This window comes from Raineya sp., assembly GCF_053497555.1.
Window position 1 is genome coordinate 24,038 of record NZ_JBRCWE010000013.1, and the last position, 23,970, is coordinate 48,007.

The 23,970-nt window shown below is 37.8% G+C and carries 20 protein-coding genes; 11 read left to right on the plus strand and 9 right to left on the minus strand.

All coding sequences use genetic code 11. From position 1 onward, the window contains the following. Positions 1-14: 14 nt before the first annotated feature. The 9 genes from ACWITO_RS01340 (at position 15) to ACWITO_RS01380 (ending at position 10,875) form a co-directional block, all read left to right on the plus strand. Positions 15-4,646, plus strand: coding sequence for a translocation/assembly module TamB domain-containing protein (locus tag ACWITO_RS01340; RefSeq protein ID WP_448528211.1), 4,632 nt, complete (start codon positions 15-17; stop codon positions 4,644-4,646). Between the two features lie 117 nt (positions 4,647-4,763). Then, the gene (locus ACWITO_RS01345) at positions 4,764-5,252 is read left to right on the plus strand and encodes an FKBP-type peptidyl-prolyl cis-trans isomerase (protein WP_448528212.1); all 489 of its coding nucleotides are present in this window, start codon (positions 4,764-4,766) and stop codon (positions 5,250-5,252) included. Beyond that, entirely contained in the window at positions 5,252-6,052 is an 801-nt protein-coding gene (locus ACWITO_RS01350) for an inositol monophosphatase family protein (protein WP_448528213.1), read from the plus strand. Before ACWITO_RS01345 ends, ACWITO_RS01350 begins: the two co-directional genes overlap by 1 nt. 159 nt (positions 6,053-6,211) lie before the next feature. Beyond that, positions 6,212-7,270, plus strand: coding sequence for an ABC transporter permease (locus tag ACWITO_RS01355; protein WP_448528214.1), 1,059 nt, complete (start codon positions 6,212-6,214; stop codon positions 7,268-7,270). Positions 7,271-7,304: 34 nt separating this feature from the next. Then, entirely contained in the window at positions 7,305-8,378 is a 1,074-nt protein-coding gene (locus tag ACWITO_RS01360; RefSeq protein WP_448528215.1) for a gliding motility protein GldB-related protein, read from the plus strand. An 84-nt stretch (positions 8,379-8,462) separates the two neighbouring features. Continuing rightward, positions 8,463-8,591 (plus strand): hypothetical protein, encoded by a 129-nt coding sequence (locus tag ACWITO_RS01365; protein ID WP_448528216.1) that lies wholly within the window; start codon positions 8,463-8,465, stop codon positions 8,589-8,591. Positions 8,592-8,688: 97 nt separating this feature from the next. After that, positions 8,689-9,417 carry an LOG family protein gene (locus ACWITO_RS01370; protein WP_448528217.1) on the plus strand — a complete coding sequence of 243 codons (729 nt, stop codon included), beginning with the start codon at positions 8,689-8,691 and terminating at the stop codon, positions 9,415-9,417. Positions 9,418-9,535: 118 nt separating this feature from the next. Continuing rightward, positions 9,536-9,985 carry a MarR family winged helix-turn-helix transcriptional regulator gene (locus ACWITO_RS01375; RefSeq protein WP_448528218.1) on the plus strand — a complete coding sequence of 150 codons (450 nt, stop codon included), beginning with the start codon at positions 9,536-9,538 and terminating at the stop codon, positions 9,983-9,985. 8 nt (positions 9,986-9,993) lie between these two features. Next, the gene (locus tag ACWITO_RS01380; RefSeq protein WP_448528219.1) at positions 9,994-10,875 is read left to right on the plus strand and encodes a DnaJ domain-containing protein; all 882 of its coding nucleotides are present in this window, start codon (positions 9,994-9,996) and stop codon (positions 10,873-10,875) included. On the opposite strand, the gene ACWITO_RS01385 is transcribed toward ACWITO_RS01380, so the two are convergent. From ACWITO_RS01385 to ACWITO_RS01405, 5 genes are all read right to left on the minus strand, one after another. Further along, the gene (locus ACWITO_RS01385) at positions 10,872-11,762 is read right to left on the minus strand and encodes a glycosyltransferase family 2 protein (protein ID WP_448528220.1); all 891 of its coding nucleotides are present in this window, start codon (positions 11,760-11,762) and stop codon (positions 10,872-10,874) included. The genes ACWITO_RS01380 and ACWITO_RS01385 overlap by 4 nt on opposite strands. A gap of 2 nt (positions 11,763-11,764) precedes the next feature. Beyond that, positions 11,765-12,880 (minus strand): glycosyltransferase family 4 protein, encoded by a 1,116-nt coding sequence (locus ACWITO_RS01390; protein ID WP_448528221.1) that lies wholly within the window; start codon positions 12,878-12,880, stop codon positions 11,765-11,767. Between the two features lie 42 nt (positions 12,881-12,922). After that, a complete protein-coding gene (locus ACWITO_RS01395) occupies positions 12,923-15,061 on the minus strand; it encodes a peptidylprolyl isomerase (protein ID WP_448528222.1) in 2,139 nt (712 codons plus the stop codon). Positions 15,062-15,216: 155 nt separating this feature from the next. After that, positions 15,217-15,744, minus strand: coding sequence for a 3-hydroxyanthranilate 3,4-dioxygenase (locus tag ACWITO_RS01400; RefSeq protein WP_448528223.1), 528 nt, complete (start codon positions 15,742-15,744; stop codon positions 15,217-15,219). 19 nt (positions 15,745-15,763) lie between these two features. Continuing rightward, positions 15,764-16,432 (minus strand): DnaJ domain-containing protein, encoded by a 669-nt coding sequence (locus ACWITO_RS01405; protein WP_448528224.1) that lies wholly within the window; start codon positions 16,430-16,432, stop codon positions 15,764-15,766. 167 nt (positions 16,433-16,599) lie between these two features. On the opposite strand from ACWITO_RS01405, the gene ACWITO_RS01410 reads away from it, so the two are divergent. Continuing rightward, positions 16,600-17,682: an alkane 1-monooxygenase gene (locus ACWITO_RS01410; protein ID WP_448528225.1), complete on the plus strand. Its 1,083-nt coding sequence runs from the start codon at positions 16,600-16,602 to the stop codon at positions 17,680-17,682. 2 nt (positions 17,683-17,684) lie between these two features. On the opposite strand, the gene ACWITO_RS01415 is transcribed toward ACWITO_RS01410, so the two are convergent. Next, a complete protein-coding gene (locus tag ACWITO_RS01415) occupies positions 17,685-18,131 on the minus strand; it encodes an acyl-CoA thioesterase (RefSeq protein WP_448528226.1) in 447 nt (148 codons plus the stop codon). An 81-nt stretch (positions 18,132-18,212) separates the two neighbouring features. Beyond that, positions 18,213-18,752: a cyclic nucleotide-binding domain-containing protein gene (locus ACWITO_RS01420; RefSeq protein ID WP_448528227.1), complete on the minus strand. Its 540-nt coding sequence runs from the start codon at positions 18,750-18,752 to the stop codon at positions 18,213-18,215. A gap of 44 nt (positions 18,753-18,796) precedes the next feature. Here ACWITO_RS01420 and truA point away from each other — a divergent pair, with 44 nt between their 5' ends. Continuing rightward, the gene (gene truA / locus ACWITO_RS01425; RefSeq protein WP_448528228.1) at positions 18,797-19,564 is read left to right on the plus strand and encodes a tRNA pseudouridine(38-40) synthase TruA; all 768 of its coding nucleotides are present in this window, start codon (positions 18,797-18,799) and stop codon (positions 19,562-19,564) included. A gap of 245 nt (positions 19,565-19,809) precedes the next feature. Here the strand turns inward: truA and ACWITO_RS01430 are convergent, their stop codons facing one another. Further along, positions 19,810-21,672 carry a hypothetical protein gene (locus ACWITO_RS01430; protein WP_448528229.1) on the minus strand — a complete coding sequence of 621 codons (1,863 nt, stop codon included), beginning with the start codon at positions 21,670-21,672 and terminating at the stop codon, positions 19,810-19,812. Between the two features lie 282 nt (positions 21,673-21,954). Then, on the minus strand, positions 21,955-23,970 hold a 2,016-nt coding region (locus tag ACWITO_RS01435), incomplete at its 5' end, for a T9SS type A sorting domain-containing protein (protein ID WP_448528230.1).

The following is a 23,970-nucleotide window of genomic DNA, read 5'->3' on the forward strand; positions in this document are numbered from 1 at the left end:
GCAAAATTAAAGATTTGAGCGTAACCAAGCAAGATATTGAACCTCAAAAATCGGCAATAGAACAGACCGAATTTAGTGCTGAGCAAGTAAAAAAAGCTCAAAAGAAGCGTATTGCCCGAAAGTTTTTTAGAATTGCTTGGAAATGTTTCAAATGGGGCGTAGTAATGCCTGTATTCGCTGTAATACTCTTGTTGGCACTTTTAGCTATTCCCGCTACTCAAACCTTTTTAGCTCAAAAAGCCTCTCGCTATTTTTCGCAAATAACGGGTTTTGAAGTAAAAATTGAAAAATTGCGTATAAACCTTATCAATCAGGATATTTATTTCAAAAACCTTCAAATCGTTGATAGGCAAGGTAATGTAATGATTGATGTAGAAAAAACAGAAATAGATTTGCAATGGCGTACTTTTCTGCGTGGCAAAGATATTTTCTTAGATAAAATTCTTTTGCAAAATGGTGAAGTAAATTTAGTAGTAAATCCAGAAACCAAACAGCTCAATATTGATGAGTTCATTGCTGTCATAGATAGCCTCACTGCTCCCAAAGAAAAGAAAAAACGAAAACCCGGTGAAAGAGCCCCTGTATTTGCCATAGACGAAGTTAGTTTGGATAAAATGCGTTTTTCTTACTACGATAGCCGTCAAGATTCTATTCGCAATGGTTTTGACTATGCCCATTTCAAACTTTCAGATTTAGACGGCTACCTGAAAAATATGCTGATTGTTGCCGATACCGTTGCTTTTGACTTGGAGCATCTTAAGGCAGAGGATAAAATTTCAGGGCTTACTATCAAAAACTTTACTACTCGCTTCCTGATGAACAAACATTCTATGCAGTTCAATCGTCTATACGCAGAAATCAATAATTCTACCTTGCGAGATAGCCTTGTTTTTAATTACGAAAATAGCAAAGACTTTGCACATTTCAACGATAAAATACGCTTAGAAGCCAACCTAAACAATACCCTCCTACATACACGCGACTTAGCTCTCTTTGCCCCCGACCTGAAACAATATGATGATATTTGGAAAATAAAAGGTTATTTCAGTGGTACGGTAAGCAATTTTAGCTTTACAGATTTTATTTTGAAAATTGGACAAAATACTTCACTCATTGGCTCACTGACCGCCGAAGGATTGCCTAAAATTCAAAATGTACTCGCTTCCTTACAATTGGAACAAGGTACGCAAGTATATACCCCCGATTTGAAACAATACCTGAACGAGAACAGCAATCGTTACGTACAAAAATTTGGTACGGTTACCTTGCAAGGTCGCTTTGATGGTTATTTCACAGACTTTAAGGCAAATTGCCAAATGCAGTCCGATTTGCTGGGAACTGCCGATTTAGATACCTACTTCATTCAACAAGATCAGCAAATACCCGCATACGAGGGAAATATCCGCTTGCAGAACTTTCAGATAGGTACGCTTTTAGAGGAAAAGAACTTGGGAATGCTTTCGCTTGATGCCAACGTAAAAGGTAAAGGCTTTACCATTCAAACTTTGGATACTGATTTGGACGGACACATTGAATTTTTTGAATTTAATACTTACCCCTATCACGATATAGACCTCAAAGGACATTTCAAAAATAAATCCTTTGAAGGAAAAATCAATAGTGAAGATGAAAATGCCCAACTGCAACTAACAGGTTCTATGGATTTTAATAAACCTGAACCCGAATTGCGTATTACTACCAATATTGAAAACTTAGATTTTTTCAAGATACATCTTTTCAATGAACCACTTGTTTTCAAAGGTTTTCTGCACATCAACAGCGAAAACTTGCAGTTAGATAACTTTTTGGGAGAAGTATTGATGAAAGAAGCCAAAATTCATTACAAAAATAAAACATTGCCTATCGATTCGCTTATGATTAGCTCTTCGCAAAATCCTTATGGCTATCGCTTTATTGATATTTACTCTCAATACATCACTGCCGAACTCAAAGGCAAATTTACACTTGCCCAATTACAAAAAAACTTAAATATTTTCACGAATGAACTTATCTTAGGTATCAAAAACGAAGAAGCCAAGCAGAAAGCCTATTACGAAGCCAAAAAGAAAGAAAAAAATGAAGAGGTTAATGTTGATTTCAAAATAAATCTTTTTGATATAAACCCTCTTGTTCGTCTTTTTGATAGCACTTTTCGTATTTCACAAGATATACCTTTGCAAGGCGAACTGCAAGGCGGCGAGCTAACTCGCTTTTCTATCAAAACAGAAAAACCCTTTGAAAAGCTACTTTTTGGCAAAAATCAGTTTCAGCGTAATAGTTTCCGATTTGAAGCCTATAAAGAAGGTTTGAACAACAATGTATCTGCCGAACTTTATGTGTATTCTAATGAACAAAAATGGGGCGGTATGGAAACTGAAAAATTAAGCCTCAATGCGATTTGGTTAGATGGAATCATTGATTTTAGAGCCAAAATCAAACAAAAAAATAGTAGCAATGAAGCAGATTTGCAAGGGCATATTACGCTGGATACCAACAGAACAGAAATTGAATTTGATGAGTCTTTGGTAAAGGTTTTAGAGAAAGATTGGCATTTCCGCAAAGAGGGGAAAATCACCCTTTTTACCACTGAAAATGGAAATATCCTCTTTGAAAAATTTGGACTTTACAACGAAAACCAAGAAATCAAAGTTGTAGGGAATATTGCCTCTGATAGCGATAGCGACAAACTGAATATTGATATTGCAAATTTCCAACTTGCTACGCTGAATGTACTTTTGGGTAAGCAAAAACTGAAAGGTACGCTCAACGCTCATATTGACCTGCAAGATGTCTATGAGCAAATCAAAATCAACTCACAATTTACTGCTGATTCAGTGGCTATCAATCAATTTTTAGTAGGTGATTTGCACGGCAAATCGGCTTGGAACAACGAGCAAAAAATCTTAGAAATTGCCACCGATATTTACCACAGAAAAGATTATGTGCTTTTTCTTACAGGCTACTACCAACCTCAAAATCAAGATTTGAATCTTTTGGCTAAAATACGCAACCTACCACTCAACATTGTAGAGCCTTTCACCGAAGGACTATTTTCCAAATTAGAAGGTACTATTTCGGGAGATTTGGCAATAACAGGTAAAATCCACAAGCCTGAGCTTTCGGGCTTTGCAAGATTCCAAAATACCAAACTTAGAGTTGATTTCTTGGGAGCTACTTACGAAACCAATAGCCAAATTGAAATTAGCCACAACGAGTTTCTATTTGACCATTTCACTTTCTACGACCGCGACAAACAAAAAATAACTTTTGACGGCAGTATTTCTCACGACAACTTTTCTCATTTCTTTTTGAATTTGGAAGGCGATTTCAACAAATTTACACTTTTGCAAATCAAAGAAACCCCTAATGCTCTTTTTTATGGCAATGCCATTGCCACAGGTAAAATACTTATGCAAGGCGAACCCACCGACCTCTATGTACGCGTTGATGCTACCAGCAACAAAGGCACAAAAATTTATTTACCGCTCGATGGGTATAGCGAAGTAGGGGAAGTTAGCTACTATCAGTTTACGGATTTTGAAAAAGAAAATCAGCAAGATAGTTTGAATGTGCAAAAGCAAATCAAAAGTGTAAAAATTACAGGTTTGGAGCTGGATATGAACCTGAATGTAACCGAAGATGCTTATTTTGAAATACAATTGGATAGACAAACAGGTGATAAGATGCAAGGCGTAGGCAAAGGGCTTATGCAATTAAGTATTGATAAACGCGGCAATTTTGGCATCTGGGGCGACTACCTCATTACAGACGGTAGCTACCTTTTCACAATGAAAAACCTCATTAGCAAAAAGTTCAATATTTTACCCGGTAGCAAAATTTATTTTGAAGGCGATGTTTATAAAGCCTATATGGACGTAAAAGCCTCTTACAATGCTCATACTTCTTTTACGGCTTTCCTACCCCCAACTGAAATCAATCCTGAAACTTCTCGCCGCTTCCCTGTGGCAGTGGTAGCTCATCTCTTGGGCGATTTGCTTGCCCCCAAAGTTACTTTTAGCATTGATTTCAAAGATATTGAGAAGCAAATTGCCAATCCAACTCTGCAAGCCGCTATGTTCAAGGTAAAATCGGATATTGAAACCAATGAACTTGAACTCAACCGCCAAGTAGGTAGCTTGGTAATTTTAGGGCAATTTACCTCTGCCTCCAACAACAGCAATGTGGGTGCCGCTTCGGGCAGAACTCTCGGCGAGTTTCTCTCTAATCAGTTTAGTAGCATTGTTTCGCAAATTGATGAAAATTTAGAAATTGATATTAGTGCAGGCGACCTTATTGCCGCAGGGCAAAACAACTCTACCGTGCTGGGAGCAAGATTTGCCTACAACCTAATGGACGGCAGATTGCGTATCATTAGCGATAATCGCCTCAATAGCCAACAACAAGGCTCTAACTATACGGGTGAATGGATTGTAGAATATCTGATGACCGAAGACGGTCGCTACAAACTCAAAATGTACAATCGTAGCACTTTCGGTAGTAGTAATATTATGAACACCACCGCCAATTCCACAGGTGTCAGTATTTCAACCTCACGCTCAGGTAATACCTTTTGGGAACTTTTCCAAAGTAAAAAGAAAAAAGAAGCCAAACGCCAACAACAAAAACAACAAGCTCTCCCTAAATAATATTTGGAAGCAGGATTTAGGAAACAATACCAACTTCCTGAAAAAATACTGATATTTTTGCCTTTCTGCATTTTTTGCTATAAATTTGGCGAAATTTTAGATTCAAATTTCCTTTTTATGCAAGTAGCCAAAGATAAAGTAGTGTTTATCACTTATACCATTACCTCTCTTGATGACCAAATGGTTATAGAACACGTTCCCGCTTCTACGCCTTATGGTTTTTTGTACGGAAATCATTTTGTTTTGCCTGCAATGGAAGAAAAATTGCTTGGATTAGCTGTTGGTGATAGTTTTGATTTTATCCTGCCCCCACAAGAAGCCTTTGGCGAGTATGACGAAGAAGGGGTTGTCGTGTTTCCCATAAGCGAATTTTTACAAAGCAATTTTCCGCAAGAATATTTGAAAGTTGGCGAAATTGTACCTTTGCAAGATGAAGAAGGCTATCCCGTTGATGCTGTAATTACTGAAATTGATGGTGAATTTGTAACATTGGACTTCAATCACCCTCTTGCAGGACGCACCCTGCACTATCAGGGTAAAATTGTAGATATTCGCGAAGCCACCGCAGAAGAGCTAACGCAAGGCGTAGTTAAAGGATTTCAGTAATGAACCAAGAATGGAAAACCCTTTGCCCGAAAGTCAATGATATTGCCCGTAAAGTAGGGCTTTTTATCGCCCAACAAAGTCAAAATTTTGATAGAAAAGCTACCGAGTACAAAGGTCTGAACAATTTGGTTTCTTATGTAGATAGAGAAGCCGAAAACCGCTTGGTAGAGGCTCTGCACAAATTGCTCCCCGAAGCAGGTTTTATTACAGAAGAAAACGAAACTACTCACCAAATTTCTGAAAAAAAACTGCATTGGATAATAGACCCCCTGGACGGCACTACGAATTTTATTCACGGCTTGCCCGTTTTTGCCATTAGCATAGGTTTGATGCACGAAAACCAGATGGTTTTGGGCGTAGTTTATGAAGTAAATCGTAAAGAGTGTTTTTATGCTACCTTAGGCGGGGGGGCATTTTGCAATGCTGTAAAAATTCAAGTTTCACCTATTTCTAAACTTCAAGAGGCTTTGCTTGCTACGGGCTTTCCATATCATTGGTTTGATAAAAACGAGGTTTATCTGAAAATTCTCAATGAACTAATGCAACACTCTCACGGCTTGCGGCGTATGGGTTCGGCGGCAGTAGATTTGGCTTATGTAGCTTGTGGGCGTTTTGAAGGCTTTTTTGAATTTAATCTAAGCCCTTGGGACGTTGCCGCTGGCTCGCTTTTGGTACAAGAAGCAGGTGGCAAAGTCGGCACTTTCGGAAAAGCCCAAGATTTTATTTTTGGCAAGGAAATTATTGCCGCAGGAGCAGTTTTTGAAGAAATGCAAAAAATTATACAGAAACATTGGGAGTAAATTTGCTTAACCTTGCTTTCAAGCGTTTAAAGTTTAAGAGGCTCAAACTTCAAACTTCTCAAACCTTCCTTCATAAATTTTACACAATTCTTGCTATAATTTTTTGCCCGCAAAGATTTTTTTGTATTTTTGGCAAAAGGTGTTTGAACTACGAGTAAGATGCTGAAATTCATTATCAGACGAATAGTTTATGGATTTTTTACGCTGGTGGGTATCACGGTAGTTGTATTTTTGCTTTTTCACGCCCTCCCCGGCGACCCTGTTTCTATGATTGCAGGGCAAAGAACTGACGAAGTAACCCTGAAAATTATTCGTGAAGATTTGGGCTTGGATAAACCTTTGCCAGAGCAACTTGCTCTGTATTTCAAAGATTTATCTGTCATTTCTATTCATAAAGATACCCCCGAAGAGCAAGAGAAATACCGATACACCAAACTAATCCCAATGGGCGAAAATGTGCTGGTAGCAAAATTTCCCTATTTCAGGCGTTCTTTCCAAACCCAAAAACGAGTTTCCGAAATCATCAACGAAAGAATTTGGAATACTATTGTTTTAGCCATTTCGGCAATGGGCTTTGCTGTAATTGTAGGCGTTTTTTTGGGAATAGTGGCGGCACGCAGACAAGGTACTTGGATTGATAGAACCATTATTCCTGTTACAACACTCGGCTTTTCGGTGCCATCTTTTGTAGCGGCGGCTCTGATTTCCAATTATATTGGATACAAATTTGGTCCATATTTGGGTTTAAGTGGCACTGGCTCGCTTTGGGACTACGATACCTACACAGGCGAAAGCGTACTTGCCCTGAAAAATCTCATTTTGCCTACACTTACTTTGGGTATACGCCCACTCTCACTCATTGTACAAATTACGCGTAGTGCAATGCTTGATGTTCTTTCGCAAGACTACATCCGTACTGCAAGAGCCAAAGGTGTTCCCAAAAATCAACTCATTTACAAACACGCCCTCAAAAATGCCCTAATTCCCGTGGTAACTTCGGCATCGGGCTGGCTGGCTTCGCTCATTGGCGGTTCTTTCTTTGTTGAAACTATTTTTGTGTATCAAGGCATTGGTTATGAAACCGTAAATGCAGTTTTCACCTTAGATTTGCCCGTTATTATGGCTTCTACGCTTATAGTAGCCGCTATTTTTATCTTTATCACGGTAGCTGTGGATATTCTTTACACCTTCATAGACCCTCGTATCCGTTTGCAATAACTTGATTTTATTATCGTTGAAACCTTAAAACGCTATGCGTAACATCTATTTATTGTTCAGTTTGCTCATACTTTTTGCTTGTAAAGAAAAAAAAGAAAACAATATCAATGACTTTTTGAAAACCACTTGTTTGCCCGAAGTGGATATCAGCAAAATTCAAGTCCAAACTACTTTTGAACGCATTGATAAAGCCATTTTAGACGCCCAAAATGAAGAAGAAATCAAGCTGATTCTGGAAAAAAATCCGCTATACAATAAGTTATATCTGGTGCGTGAAGGCTGGGAGAAGCGAGAAATCCCCAAACAAGCCCAAGAAAAAGATTTTATGATAGAAATGCTTGCCTCAATGGCAAAAGAACCTCATTTGGATAGCTTACGAATGGATTATGAGAAAATAATTCCTTTGGAAAAACTCCAAAGCCAACTTCTTGATATTTTTAAGCGTATCAAGGCTTATTATCCTAATTTCAAAGAACCCGAAAAGGTATATTTCAGTGTTTCGGGCATAGGCTCTTTTCCGCTCAATACCGTTACGGATATTTTCTATGCTCCTAATGGCGAAATTTTAGTAATTGGCTTAGATTGGTTTTTGGGTCCTACGTACAAATACCCGCTCCCAACGCATATACCCACTTACATAGCTCGCAGATATGTATGGCAAAATATTCCTGCCTTTGTAGCAGAACTCATTGGCAATCGCTACAATGCCTTTAATGCAATGGATAAAACCGTACTCAACGAAATGATTGCCTATGCCAAAACCTATTATTTTGCTCAAAGCGTTATACCCTGTCTTGCGGATTCGCTTGTTTTGGGCTACACTACCGAGCAAATGCAGTATATTGCCCAAAATAGAGAGCTAATTTGGAAACACTACTTAGATAAGCAAGTTTTCTTCAATACTACCCGCGAGTTTCGCAGAGATTATGTAGAAGATTCACCTTTTACGCTTCCCATTAGTCAGGAGTGTCCAGGGGGAATAGCTCGCTGGACAGCCCTGCGAATGCTCAAAAAATATGCAGAAAAGAAAAAACTCTCGCTTCCCCAAGTAATGCAACTGCAAGATGCGAAAGAAATTTTACAAAGTTCGGGCTATAAAGGCGAATAACAGAAAAAGCAAATTTTTTCTTGCTTTTGAAAGTAAAAATTATTTTCTTGCAAACAAAATAAAGAAACTTCAAAGCATACTTTTATGATAGATTTCAGAATGACCGAAGGCATTGCCTATGCTTTTTTCTTAGGTTTGGCGGCAGTTTCTTTTGCCGTAGGTTTATGGCTTCAAAAAGCTGAAAATAACCGAAAAAAGCAAAGCCAATCTTAAATAGGTTTGCCAAAGCCTTTTCCAAACGCTTATAGCTTTCGTGAAAGCTATAAGCGTTTTTTCACGAAAAACTATAACACCTAAACCCCTAAATTGTATGTCAGACGAAAATTTGAGTTTGGAAGACGAAAATCGCATCAAAAAAGCCTTCAAAAAGTTAGATTGGCACGAAATAAAAAGTACCAACTCTTGGGCATTGTTCAAAATAATGTCAGAATTTGTTGATGGTTTTGATAAACTGGCTCGGATTGGTCCTTGTGTTTCTATTTTTGGCTCGGCACGTACTACCCCCAATAACCCTTACTATCAAATAGCCGAAGAAATCGCCGCAAAACTGGTAGATTTAGGCTATGGCATTATCACAGGCGGCGGACCAGGCATTATGGAAGCTGGCAACAAAGGTGCTAAAAGCCGTGGCGGTAAATCTGTGGGTATCAATATCATTTTACCCTTTGAGCAAACCAGTAACCCTTACATAGACCCCGACAAGCTCATCACCTTTGACTACTTCTTTGTCCGTAAAGTAATGTTCGTAAAGTATGCCCAAGGATTTGTAGTGATGCCCGGAGGCTTTGGTACCTTGGACGAGCTTTTTGAAGCCCTTACACTTATTCAAACCAAAAAAATTGGACGCTTCCCCATTGTACTGGTTGGCAAATCATATTGGGGCGGACTGATTGATTGGCTCAAAAGCACCGTGCTTGCCCAAGAAAAAAACATCAATCCCGAAGATTTGAATCTTTTTAGCCTTGTAGATACCGCAGACGAAGCCGTAGAAGTGATTGATAATTTTTATACGCAATATTTGTTACAACCCAATTTCTAAAAAACTTCAATGGTATTTCCAACAACATCACTGCTATTTTCTGTGATGTTGTTGTACTTTTAAGCTATTTGGCTTTTAGTGATTTTTTTGTAATTTTGTAAAAACTAATTCGCTTGCAATGCTTCATACCCCTACCAAAATCAAGCCTGAAGAGTCCGTAGATTACAATATCAAACTTGCCTGGCACGCCATATCGCGTATGTACAATGCCGAAGGAAGCAAATATGGCATTACTGCCTCAGTGGGTTTTATTCTTATCAATATTGACCCCGAAGAAGGCACTCCTGCCACCAAAATCGCTCCCCAGTTTGGTTTAGAGCCTCGTAGCATTACTCGTACTCTAAAAAGTATGGAAGCCGATGGCTTGATTTTCAGAAAACAAAGCGAAACCGACAAAAGATTTGTTAGAATATTTCTTACAGAAAAAGGAAAGGAAAAACGAGAAATTGCCCGCCGAGTTATCAAAAAATTCAATCTGCTCATTTACGAAAATATTGAAGTAGAAAAGTTGGAAATATTTTTTGAAGTTATCAACAAGGTGTATCAACTTGTAGAAGAAAGAAAATAAATAAAACCTTGAACTACTACGAAATTTTAGGGGTTTCGCCTCAGGCAAATTTGCTGGAAATAAAAAATGCTTACAAGAAGTTAGCATTCCGCTACCACCCTGACCAAAACCCTAACGATGCCAAAGCCGAAGAAATGTTCAAGAAAATCAATGAAGCATACCATACACTTTCCGATACACAAAAAAGGCATTTCTATGATGTAAAGTTAGGCTTGACAAAAGAAATCAATTACAGCTATTACTATCAAGAGTATCAAAAAAAACAAGAAGCCCAGCAACAAGTAAGAGTAGAAATTCTCAAGAACTTTTTTCGCAAGTACCAAGAAGAACAAAAAGCCGAACAACAAGAAATTCAAAAAATCAATAAAAAAGCTAATTTTTGGATAGCTCTTGGTTTGATTCTGATACTTGTGCCTGCCATTTTTCTGACTATCCGAGAAAAATATCAAGTTCGTGAAATGTATCTGCTGGCTCAAACTTATCTAAAAACCTATCAGTTACGCAAAGCCGATAGTCTTGTAAATCTGATTCGGCGAAAAAAACCAAGAGACCGTGATTATTTACTGCTGTATATCAAAGTGCATTTCAAAATGCAAGATTACAAAAATGTTTTTTTTACACTTGATAATTCTTATTTAATAAACTCACCCGATTTTCGCTTCTATTGGGCAATTAGTAGATATAAATATCAAAAAGAGCATTTAGAAGAAACCTTTCAAATATTGCAAGAAGTTGAAAAAAGTGGTTTTAGAGAGGGGGAATTATACTTTGAAAGAGCTATGCTAAAATTTGGCTTAATTACCAATAATGAAAGCATCTGCCAAGATTTAGAATTAGCCTTGAAGTTGGGTGAGTTTCGTGCCGCTCATTATCAGTTTCTTTGTCCCTAACTGCCCCAAAACCATTTCTTGATAATTACCCAAAACTTATAGGTAGAAATAACTGAAAACTTGCATCGCAAAGCCTTCATAAGATACTGCACAGCCTCTCTCCGCTTTTTTGCCATTGCCAAGTGCAAAGAAATATACAAATAAGAATGAACCTCTATATTTGCAACTCCCTTTTTGCCATAAAAATTTTGTATCTGCTCATCTTGATATATGGTGAGTAAAAGAAAATTTAAACGTTTAACAAGTTTTTCAATATTAACATTCAAAACACTACGGCTATCGTGGTTAATCATTGAAGCACAAATAGTAGAAATTCCTTGTAAAGGATAGCGACTCGCCAGCCTCAACCACAGCTCGTAGTCTTCTGTACCCGAAAGTTCTCGGACTTCATTAAAAGGGTGTTGTAAGAGAATTTCCTTTTTTACAAAAACGCCTATACAGCTCAAATCATTCCCATATTGTAGAGTTTGGGCTACATTGGCTTGATGAACCTGCTTAAATAAAACCTTACCACTTTCATCTTTCATTTCATAGCTTAAAGCCCAAAATACACCATCAGGATTTTTTTGCAAAAATTCGTAAGCCGTCTGAAAATAATTCGGATAAAGCAAATCATCAGAATCCACAAAGGTAATGTATTTGCCTTTGGCTTGGGTTATGCCAAAATTGCGGGCTTTGGCACGCTCCCCATTAGGAATTTTGAAATAGCGTACTTTTTCAGAAAGGAAAGGAAAAACAACCTCCTCTGTATTATCGGTACTGCCGTCATCAATTACAAGTACCTCAAAATCAGAAAATTGTTGTTCAAGCACTGATTGTAAGGTTTGCGTAATGAGGCTGGCTCTGTTGTAAGTTGGAATAATTATGGAAAATAAAGGAGTAAGCATTATTACTCGTATAAACCCTCTAATTTTGCAATCATTGTTTGCAAGTTAAACAAATTCTGTATACTTTCCTTGCCGTTATGAATGATTTTATTTCGTAAAGCATTATTTTGAAGTAAGTTTTGAATGGCTTCTGTAATTTTTTCAGAATTTTGAAAAGGGACAACCCAAGCATTTTCCTTGTGCCGAATAAACTCTTTTGCAACTCCCGATAATGTAAAAACGCTGGGAATACCCGCCGCAAGAGCCTCAATATAGGTCTGTCCGAAGGCTTCTACTTGTGGGTTTATAGGCGTATGCACATAAATATCAAAAAGCTGATACAAAGCAGGTAAATCATTTTCAAATACAATAGCCGTGTAAGTATTAGAGGGTAATTTTTTAAGTAATTTTTCAATTTCAGTAGTATAATCTCCTTTGGCATTGGCTAAAACAAGATGAGCATTGGGATACTGCTGTAAAGTTTCTGCAAAAGCAGGAATAGTGTATTGGATACCCTTCCAATATGTCCAACGAGCAATTACCCCTATTACAGGATATTTGCCTCGTAAAGAATATTTTTGTCTCAACTCATCTACTAGCTCAGTAGGCACATTTTCAAATAATTCTAAACGAAAGCCGTGATGAATAAGACTGATTTTTTTAGGATTAACTTTTTCTTTTTCCACTAAGATTTCTTGCACATTTTCACTAATAGCCACAATATGTGTAGCCATTGCATTGATAAACCTATCGTACCAAACAGCTCTTGGAAAATACTCGTGATGAAGAGTAGCGTGGTGGCGGGTGAAAATTCGTTTTTTAATGCCTAAACTTTTTGCCGCAAGAAGCCCAAGTAGCGAAGCCGTAAATAAATGGCAATGTACTACTTGCGTTCCTATTTTTTTCAAAATTTTTCTAATTTTCCAAAAAGCAGAAAAAAGTTGCTTTTTGCTTTCATAATGCACAAAAAATGCAGGAATTTGCCTTGCTTTGAGCCAATTTTCTAAATAACTACCTTGCTTGCGATTGAGTAAAATAAAACTGATTTCAAATTTTTCAGAGTTCAATGTTTCGGCTATCCACTCAAAAGCAAGGGCTTTTTCTATGTCCGAGATGATGTATGTTACTTTTTTTCGCATAACCCAACAAAAAAACCTACTTTTCAGTAGGTTTTTGTTTTTTTAGTTGAACTTGTAAGTAAAATCTTTTACACGATACAACTCCTGCAAAGCCTGATAGTAAAAATTGCTTACATTCTGCTTTTGCGTATTCAGCAAATTATTTTTGTATTGTGAATAGTCTGCAATTTGAGGGGCAGGCATTTGCTCGGTAACTTCTATCACAATTACACCATTATCATCTCCAATAGGTTTGCTTCTTTTACCTTTCTGTAAGCCAAAAGCCGTACCTACGCCCACGGGGGTATATCCTGCGGTGCTGATAGAAGCATTTTGCATTGTAATATCGCGTGCCTCTTGCACAACAAAACCGCTGGCATATTTTTTAGCAAGCTCATCAAGCGAAACATTGCCATAGCTGTTCATTTTGCTGATGATTTGCTCCCTTTTTTTCAGGTTACGTACTTCATACTCCAAAGTTTCACGGAAATACTCTAAACTAGGTTCATCTTGCTCGGTGCGTGCCGTAAGAATAGGCACCACAAACATTCCCTGCTCTGGAATACGGATAGGCTTTTTAGGGAACTCTCCTACTTTTGCCTCGTTGAAAGCCCAAGAAATAAGCGGCTTGGCATTGGCAGGGATACCATCCACGCCTTGTGCATAAGGAGCTACTTTTTTGGCTACTTTTCTAACAAGTTTAGGGTCTTTTTCTATTTTCTTTTTGAAATCCTCATAAGTTTTCAAGCCCAACAAAAACTCTTCGGCTTGCAGGCTCACCTCTTCGGTTGTGTTTTGCGTAGCATAAATAGGACGCTCAATAATGGCAAGTTTGTATTTTTTATTGGTTTTAGGCTCGGTAATGCTAACAATGTGGAAGCCAAAATCCGTTTCAACCAAATTAGGAAGTAAACCTTTTTCTTTTGCTCCAAAAGTAGCTTTGCTAAAAGGGGCAACCATTGTTTTTTCATCATACCAACCCAAATCTCCCCCAATATCTTTCGTGCCATCACTGCCATATTGCTTGGCGGCTTTTGTAAAGTCAATTTCACCTGATTTGAGGCGAGCAAGCAATTTTTCCGCCTCTTTGCGTATGCTATCTTTTACTTTGGCATCTGCCCCTTTGGGTACTTGGAAAAGGATATGCTTAGAGCGTACAAAATAAGTGCTATCTTCTTTAATATCCGAAACCTTTACCATCATAAAGCTATTGCGATGCAAAAAGGGTCCTACAACTGCTCCTTTGAGCAAAGGACGATTTTCGGAATAAATACCATCGGGAATTTCTTTGGGATTGCGATACTTGAAATTCTTTTCATTACCTCTGGTTTTATTTACAGCAAAAGCCGAATCATCTTGGGCAAGAGCAAAATCTTTGGCAAGTTTGCGAAGCTCATCAGAAAACTCTAAGGTATCTTCTTTGGAAGGAGCAACGGTAAAAATCACATATTCAAAAGAACGACTTTCTGGGGCTTTGAAGCGTTTTTTGTTCTTTTTCAGATAATCCTCTAATTCTTTGTCTGTAATTTTTACGGCACTATCAGGAATTGATGTGTAAGGCACGTAAAAATATTTGAGTGCGAGCTTATTGTTTTGATTTTCATACTCCCTTTTCGCTTCTGCTTTGGTAACATACGCCGACTGTGAAAGCATTGCCGAGTATTTTTCTTGGATACGAGTTTCTACAAGCCCTTCTAAAAACATCTCCCAACGAGCCTTCACATCTGGATTGTTTTTTAGGTTTTTCAAAAATTCTTTTACAAATTTTTTATCAAATTTTTTAGTTACGCTATCCTGAAAAATCCCTGCACTGGCTACCTGTGGGTGGATAAAAATACTATCGCCTTCATACATTGCTTTTTTCTCTTTATCGCTTACACGCAAGCCCAAGGCTTCGTATTCAGGTTTAAGCATATTTTTTCGTAAATAAGCAGACCAAGCAAAGCGTATCAAATCGGCTTCGCTGGGGCGTTGTTGGGGCATATTAGTAGCATAATAACGCTCCGCTTCCATTATTTCTAAGGCTATATCATCAAGGGTGATTTCTTTGCCATCAAATACCCCTACTACTTTTTCTTGCCCCTTTTTACCTTTTTGGAAATAGCGGAAAAAATCATCTCCCACAATAAAAAGTGCCAGACCTATGGCAATAACACCTACGATAATACCTGCTTTTTCTCGGATTTTACCAATAACAGCCATTTTTGATAGAAATTTATTTCACACAATTTTTGAGCGTGCAAAAAAACAAGATTTTTATGTGAAATGCAAATTTATAGATAGGAAATTTTGATAGGTATGCAGTGGAAGTGTCTGCTTTGCCACTTCCACTTTCTTGCACTGCTGAAATAAAAAAATTAAGCGGTTTTCCGTTGAGGGATTTGCAAGATATGCCCGCACCGAGAGCATTTGTGCAAGTTGGGATTATTGTTGAATTTAGCAAATACTTCGGGGAGTTGCTTTTCAATGTTGGTGAGTTTGAAATACTCATCGTAGAGTTTGTTGCCGCAATTATCGCAATACCACTGAAAGCCATCAGTATCTTGGGGTTTTCGGCGTTCTTCTATCACAAGCCCGATAGTTCCTGCGGGGCGTTGGGGCGAATGAGGGATTTTGGCATTGAGTAAATAAATTTCACCTTCACGGATAACAATATCCTTGAACTCACCGTTCTCAATGATTTTGAGCGTCATATCCCCTTTGATTTGATAAAAAAATTCAGGGGTTTCGTTGTAGTGATAGTCTTTTCTTTCATTGGGTCCGCCTACAATCATTACAATCATATCGCCACCCGGATAGACTTCTTTATTACATACAGGGGGCTTCAAGAAATCTTTGTTTTCTTCCACCCATTTCAAAAGATTTTGTACATTGATGCTTGCCATAAGATTGTGTTGTTTTATTTCAATCGCTTCTGAAACCTAAAATGCTCAAAATAGCCTTTATTCTATTTTTCTGAGGTCGTGTGATATTGGCTTCTTCTTTTTGCTCCTGTTCTTTTTGCTTTTGCTCTTCTTGTTTAGCTTTGGCTTCTTGCTCTTGCTGTTGTTTGATTTTCTGCTCTAAAATCGCATTTTCACGATTTTGCTTGAATTTTTCATAAAAACTCTCCTCTTTTTCTGCTTCTTTCTTTTTGGCTTCTTCGGCGGCTTTCTTTTGCTTTTCAATGAGTTCGTTGTGCTTACGCATTAGCTCATCAAGCCTATTCTTATAGGCTTCGGCATTGTGAAATAGTTTTTCTTTTTTATCGTTTTTTTCGGTTTTATCCTGAGTCGAAGCATTCTTTTTGGCAGTAGTTTCTGTTTTGCGAAACGAACCAACTTTTGTGGAAGAGGTGGGTTCTACTTTTTTATCAAGAATTGCCTTGCGAAGTTGATAATCGTAAAAATTGCGTTTAATAGCATTAGAAAGCACTGAATAAGCCTCTTTTATATCCATAAACATCTGTTCGGCTTCGACATTACCCGGATTGAGGTCAGGGTGCCACTTCTTTGCCAAGTTCCTATAAGCACTTTTTATCATTTCTACCGAAGCACTTTCGGGTACTTCCAGAATGGTATAATAGTTTTTCAAGGCTTTTGAAAGTTTTAGTTGATTGAAAAATCAGCGTTTTTCAGGATTTTCATTTCGCAATAATGCTAAAATTTGAGATAAAAAACAAATGATGAACAAATAAAAAATTACAAATTAAACTTGTAGTTCAGAAATAAGTTTTTTATTTTTGAAAAAATTTTAGAGCAATGAAAAAGTTTGGCTACTTATTTCCATTCATTTTACCTACTTTGTGGGTATGGGGCTACTATCAGGGCGGCATCTGGAACTATGCCACTGTGCTATTTGCTTTTGGCATTATTCCTATTTTTGATGCTATTTTGGGGATAGACAAACACAATTTTCCCAAAGAGGCTGAAAAACAAATCAGCGAAGAGTGGTACTACAAAGGAGTTTTGTATCTGTGGGCTTTTTTGCAAGTTGCTTTGCTTGTATGGGCTTGCTATGCAGTTTCGCTGAATACTTTGCAAACTTACGAGTATGTGGGCTTTTTGTTGAGCACTATGACGGTGCTTGGGGGCGTAGGTATCACGGTGGCACACGAATTGGGGCATAAAAATAGTCGTTTTGAGCAGATTTTAGCAAAAATCATATTAGACACCGTTTTTTACAGACATTTTTTCATAGAACACAACCGAGGGCATCACGTCAATGTCGCTACCCCCTTAGACCCCGCTACTGCCCGTAAAAATCAAAGTTTTTACAGATTTTGGTGGCAAAGTGTATGGGGAGGTATCCGCAGTGCTTGGAAAATTGAGGCAAAAAGATTAGAAAAAAAAGGGAAATCTCCTTACAGCATAGAAAACGAACTATGGAACTGCCTTGTTGAGCCTTTATTTTTGATGATAACCCTCGTAGCTTTCACAAGCCTTGTACAGGGTTATTTTACGTGGCAAGTAGGTGTATTTTACCTTTTGCAGAGTGTATTGAGTTTTTCACTTTTAGAAGCAGTAAATTATATTGAACACTACGGCATTACCCGCCGTTTGCTTGAAAATGGCAAATATGAACGCGTAGAGCATTTACACTCTTGGAATGCCAGCCATCTATTGAGCAACTTTTTTCTTTTTCAGCTACAACGCCATTCCGACCATCACGCCTACGCCAGTCGCAGGTATCAGATACTCAGACATTTTGAGGATAGCCCCCAACTACCCGCAGGCTACCCTACAATGATACTTCTGGCACTTATTCCGCCGCTTTGGTTTGCCGTAATGAACAAGCGTTTAGATGATTGGGAAAAAAGTGTTTATGAGGCAAGGAACGCTTGAATTTACATTCCTTGCAGTTTTCTAACTTTTTCTACAATCCAATGCGGTGTGGCGGCTTTCTGTCGTTTGTGATAATCGTAACTTACAATGCGTGCAATGGCTTTTGTAGCTATCCTCTCGTGTTTTTTACTGATAATGATGCTTTCCATTGTGTAGCTAAACTCATCAGGAAAATCTATGACTTTTGTTCCTAAATACATCAAATCGGGGTAGGCTAATGGCATTTTGTACTGAATGTTAATTTCAGCCAAAATAGGACCTATACCTGTCCCAAAATTGCCCGCTTCGCCTTCGGCAATAAGGTCTAAATAGGCTACCCTCGCCGATTCGGCATAGCGAGCATACATTACATTATTTACGTGATGAGCCAAATCCATATCGCCCCATTGAACAGGCAACTCAATAACGGCATAATAGCCTTGCAATAGTTCTTTAACTTTCTCTGTCATAGGTGGTTGTTTAGTATTGGGTAGTTAGTAGTTAGTAGTTAGTATTGAGTATTGAGTATTGAGTATTGAGTAGTTGGGTAATTATTCACTTTGAAAAGTTTTCATATATGCTTCTCCCAAGTGGAAAAGCCCAATATGCTTTCTGTACGAATTGAATAAATTTTTAGTATTTTCGTCGTAGAGTTCAGCAAGTGAGGTCATCATTTTGGCTTGAATGATTGTTTTATGCCTAAAAATTTCCAAAATATTGACCTGCGGAATAATGTAGAGCCAGGCTTCTTTGGAACGCACTACCGCATTATACACCCTTTCGCTATTTTCAATCAGGGCATTGATACCAATAGCCAATCCTTTTTTTACCAAAGCAAGCATTTCAAAGCTATCTTGGTGGTCTAAATTGAGTTCTACCACTCCACTTTTAAGGATATAAAGAGCTTGGGAGGGGTCGTTGCGGAAAAAAATTGCTTCATTTTGCTTGTATTCTCGTAAATGCAAAAATGGCAAAAACTCTTCCATTTCCTTTTCAGTAAGGCGTTCAAAGAGTTTTACATTTTTGAAAAAATCAAAAATTTCTTTTTCTTGCGTGCTATAAACCTTTCGAAAGGGATTGAGTAACTTCATATTCTCCGATTTTTCGCTATATTAACGAAAAATTTATTTTTCTGATGCGTTATTTCATAGAAATTTCTTACAAAGGCACGGCGTATTCGGGCTGGCAAATCCAGAAAAATGCTTTAAGTGTGCAAGAAGTAATAGAAAAGGCTCTTTCCGTGAGCTTGCGAGAAAAAATTGAAATAGTAGGCAGTGGCAGAACCGATACAGGCGTACACGCTTTGCAACAATTTGCTCATTTTGATTATTCCTCTCCCCTTCCCTTACAAATTCTTAGAACTTGGAATGCTCTACTACCCTCCGATATTAGTATTTTGAACCTATACGAAGTTTCCCCAGAGGCTCACAGCCGTTTTAATGCTATTCGGCGAACTTATCAGTACCGAATTGTTCAACATAAAAATAGCTTTTTACAAGGTTTGGCATATTACTTTCCACAAAGATTAGAGATAGAAGCTATGCAAGAAGCCTCGCAAATTCTTTTACAATATGAAGATTTTGAAAGTTTTAGCAAAATAAAAGCCGACACGCCTCATTTCAAATGTAAAATTATGGAGGCTTTTTGGCAAAAGCAAAGAGATTGTATCAGTGGGCAAGACTTGCTGATTTTTCAAGTTTCAGCAAATCGTTTTCTTTGGGGAATGGTGCGAGCCATTGTAGGCACACTTTTAGACGTAGGCAAAGGAAAATTAAAGGTAGAAGACTTTGAAGAAATCATCAAAGCACGCGACCGAAGCAAGGCTTCTGCCGCCGCACCCTCTTGTGGCTTATATCTTAGCAAAGTAGAATATCCTTTTAATTTGTATTCTATCAATATTTAGTCGTCCCTTAATAACTCTGTTTACCAAAAAATTAAAGAGAAACAATAGAAATTTCTTTCCAAAAAAATGAATTTTAAGATGTTTTTTCGTGTTTAGAGCGATAATGTTGCTATGAGCTACATCATCGCCCTCAAAATCCTATACAACTTCAAGTATAAAAAACTGAAAATATAAAACTTACATACTTTTTCACAAGCGGCTAGTTACTCCATAGTTTCTCCCAAAAACTAATAAAAAAGCATTTACTATTCCTCTACGCCATTTTTATTAATGTTCACATTATCATCACTATCCTCACCTCCTAAAACTCCCAGAAAACAATCTTCTTTGTTTGTTTTCTCATCTTTGCACTTTTGTTTCCAGAAATATCTATACTTATTTTTTGTTTTTATCTCTTGCAGTGTATTTAGATTAAAGAGTTGAGCACTATTAGAGCAATAATTGACGGCTGCAATCCCCAAAGAATTGATATGAATAGAAGAACTTTTAACAGGAAGTACTTGTTTCTTGGTATTAAGGTCGTAGATGCCAAATAAATGATACCCATTTGAGCCATCACTACTCCCGCAAACATCTTTCTGGTACTTTTCAGAATTTTTTACAATATTGTTGTAAATATCTGTATCCAAATTTCTAATGTAGAGTTTGTCCTTAATTTCACCCGAATTTACATCAATCACCCAAACTTGATTATTATCAGCTCTGCAAAAGAGGAGATTTTGTTTGGCTACAAAACGATGCTCCACGACATTTTCAAGCCCTTTGATAATGGCACCATTCAGATAAGCATTAGAAGCATTATTTTTAAGACTAATTTTTCCGTATGTTTTGTCGGGGCGAGCAATGCGTTTTAGGCTCTGTTTGTTTTCAACTATAAAGCTATGGTAAATAAAAAGTTCTTTATCGCCTTCCATTTTATCTGTGTATTCTTTCAAAATTAGCCTAACACCACTCATCGGTTCATAATAGAGATTAGAAAAGTTACTAATTGCTCTTTCCCAAGTACTATACGCATTGAACTTGTCAATATATTTCTTATTGGGGAGCAAATCTCCTTCACTCCAGCCATAAATCCTTCGTTTATATTTGCCGTTATTATCTTTGTAGGCAGTCCAGAAATACAGCAATGGCGAGCCTTGAAGAACTATGTTTTCTAATAGTTCTATATTTATCAAATCAGTATCGGGAGCAATTACTATATAGTTGTTTTTGGTATCCAATAAGCCCAAACCTTTTTGCTGAGCAGTTTCAATGATTAGCAAGTCCTCTGCATAACCACTCTCATTGTCCGAATGTGTTTTATTTAAGTAGCCCTTACTAATAAAGGGAGTAGGATAATTTTTGCCATCAGCAGTATAAATTAGTAAATTTTCATCTTCTTGTTTTTTATTCCATTTGCCACCTTTGGGAAAGTTGGGCAGTGGCTTATTTGTTTCCCATTTGAGGTTAGCGGCTTCGGGGTATTTACTTTTTATGAGGTCATTGATGCGTTTGCCCATTGCTTCTCGGTACTCCTTAGTGATATTTTTACCCTCAAAATCAAAGTAAATAGGCATAAAACTTGTTTCGTAGATAGCTAAGGCAAAATCACTTTTATCCTTCATTTTTTGGTTGTAGGTTTTAGGATAATTGGAATAATACCCCTTTTCTTCCCATATTTTTTCCACAGAACTTGGCACGCCGTTTTTGTATTTCATCACATAAACAGCGTTGTAAGGCTCGCTACTGGGCTTATCTTCCAAGAAAGTGAAGTTTTTTTCTACATCTTCTTTTGAAGCATTGGCTATTCTGGCGTTTTCTGAAAACAGGCTTTTCTCTGTTTCAAAAAATACTTCATTGGTAGCCAATGCCACATACATATATTTGCCAGATGCTTTAATTTCAATGTAGCCTCTGCTTTTTGTATAATCTATGGAAGTAGCTTCAGCTTTTTGTAGCTCAAAAAGAACCTTTTTCTTTTTGGTATCTTCGTAAGTAACCAGCTTTGAGGCGGAGCCGCTATATTTCCATTCGCAGGTTTTACAGGGTTTCACCAAGACTTTATTTTGAGTTTTGGCTTGGCTAAAAATAAGCCAAAACAATGCCGAGAGCGTAAGTATTTTTTTCATAAAATTTCAATTTTATGAAGCAATTTTACGCCGAAATATGATGCGTTGCGGAAAGTTTTTAACGAGTTGCTACAAAACCTTTACAGAAATGAGGTTTGGTTTTACGAAAAGAACTTGTTTTAGAAAAACGTTTATAGCAACAATAATGATAAAATCTTTAGGATTTGATTTTCAAGGATAAATTCTCTCATAAATTAGTCTGGATTAAGCGTAAAAAAGGAAAGATTACACAGATACGTGCTTGTGTAATACTTTCCTTTCTTAACTTGTAAATTAAGCCTTTTACTGCACTACCAATTTGTAAGTTTGCTTACTTGAAAGTGTAGTTACTTCCAAAATATAGACACCTTTTGCAAGTGAAGCTATGTTAATTTCTTTTTGGTAGTTAGTGTTCATCAGTAATTTACCGCTTGCAGTAAAAACTTCTTGCCCCAAAGCATTCATCAAACGCATATTTACAGGGGTATTTTCAAAACTTGCCATTGTTAGATGTATCTTTTCGGTGGCAGGATTGGGATATACAGCAATAGTTGTTCCTTTTCCCCATTCAGCTACAACTATATTGCTATAAGCAATTCTTCCTGCTTCTTCTATACGCAAACGATAATAGTTTTTACCAAATTTAGGATTATTATCCCAGAACTCGTAGTTTTCTACACTTTGAGCACTGATAGTTCCAATAGGGAAAAACTCTTTGACATTATAGCTTTTTTCTACTACATAACGCTCTATATTTAGCTCATTGGCTACTCGCCACAACAAACGTATGCTTTCAATCTGAGTTTGAGCAGTAAAATCAACGAGTTGTACAGGTAGAGGGTTAGGTGGCAAACCCATACCAAAACCTGAAAATCCATTTGCAAAGCCTCCTTCTATCCAAAAATCTGCACCAAAAGTACCTTGCGAAGTGGGAGAGCTTTGAGTACTTGGCGAACCAATAGTTGCCGAACTAATTGCTCCTGCATATTTATGCACTACAGCGGCGGTGCGGGTCTGACCAGTAGCAGTTTCCCAACCCGTTACTTCGGCATTGGTATAATACAATCGCATATTATACGCTCCTGATGGGTTGTTGGTTGCAGGAATTACTCGGATAGTTTTACTTGCCAAATATTCTGCTACGGGTGTAGTAGTAAATTGCACTGCTCCTGTTCCTGCTCTATCTACATAGACTTGAGTACAGCCGTAGTTGTGTGAAGTCGTATTTTCTATACGAGCTACTAATCTGCCATTAGCAGGGTTATAAGCATAATTAAGTGAATTGGGACCCAGATACAAACGATTTGCCATTGCGGGAGCGGCAAAGGTATTGGTTTCAATGGTTACGCCTGTATAAGGCAGAGCTTCCACTACAATATTATCTATCACAAAAGCAGGTTGGTTGGCTACAGAATTGTCATTATCCCAACGCCAAGCCAAATGAAATTGTTGCCCTTGCAAGGCAGCAGGCAAATTCACCATACGTGCAGTAGTTGTAGTAACTCCTCTGTAAGGTGAAGGATTAGCCCCTTCTATCAATACCCAAGTAGTAGGTGAAGAAGCCAGCGAGTAATACAGGGAGCCATAATCATAATCTGTACTTCCCACTCTTTCTCCGTTACATTGAAAATTAAAAGTTACCCTTAACTGATTATTGGGATAGGCTGTTGCATTGATGACAGGGGTTTGAAACAATGCGGCACCAGCAGCAGTAGCACTATAATTTCCGCTGGCAGCACTTTGGGAAATATAAGCACTATTTGTACCATTCAGAACTCTTTGCGTACCCACACGCCAAATATTTACTGCACCTGAAGAAATATATTGTGTCCAACCTGCCGCTGCACCACTTTCAAAATTTTCAGAAAACAAAGTAGCTCCCGCAACAGAAGGTTGTGGGTGATTATCGTTATCGCTAACAGAAAGTGTATGCGTATTGTTGGTAGAACTGATTTGAGCTGTACCGCTTACAATTGTTAAGTCAAAGGTAACGTTTTCCAGCACTTCAAGAGCAGGGTCATCATACACTCTGATTTGGAAATTTTGATTAGCTACACTTGCCGCAGGGAAAGTTACCGTAGAATTAACTATATCAAAATCTACCCCATTGATAGCTGTACCACCCGTAACATTCAGCCCTACTACTACACTACCAGTGGGTGCCAAATTGATTTGTACAGGGATATTTACAAGTACAAAAGGACGACAATCGCCTACAAGCGGGGCATTTGTATTGTTTTCAGCAGCAGTGCTTGTAGTATTTACAAATGATACTCTTGGCATTTGGTCTATGACACGAATGTTATCCAAACGCAAAAA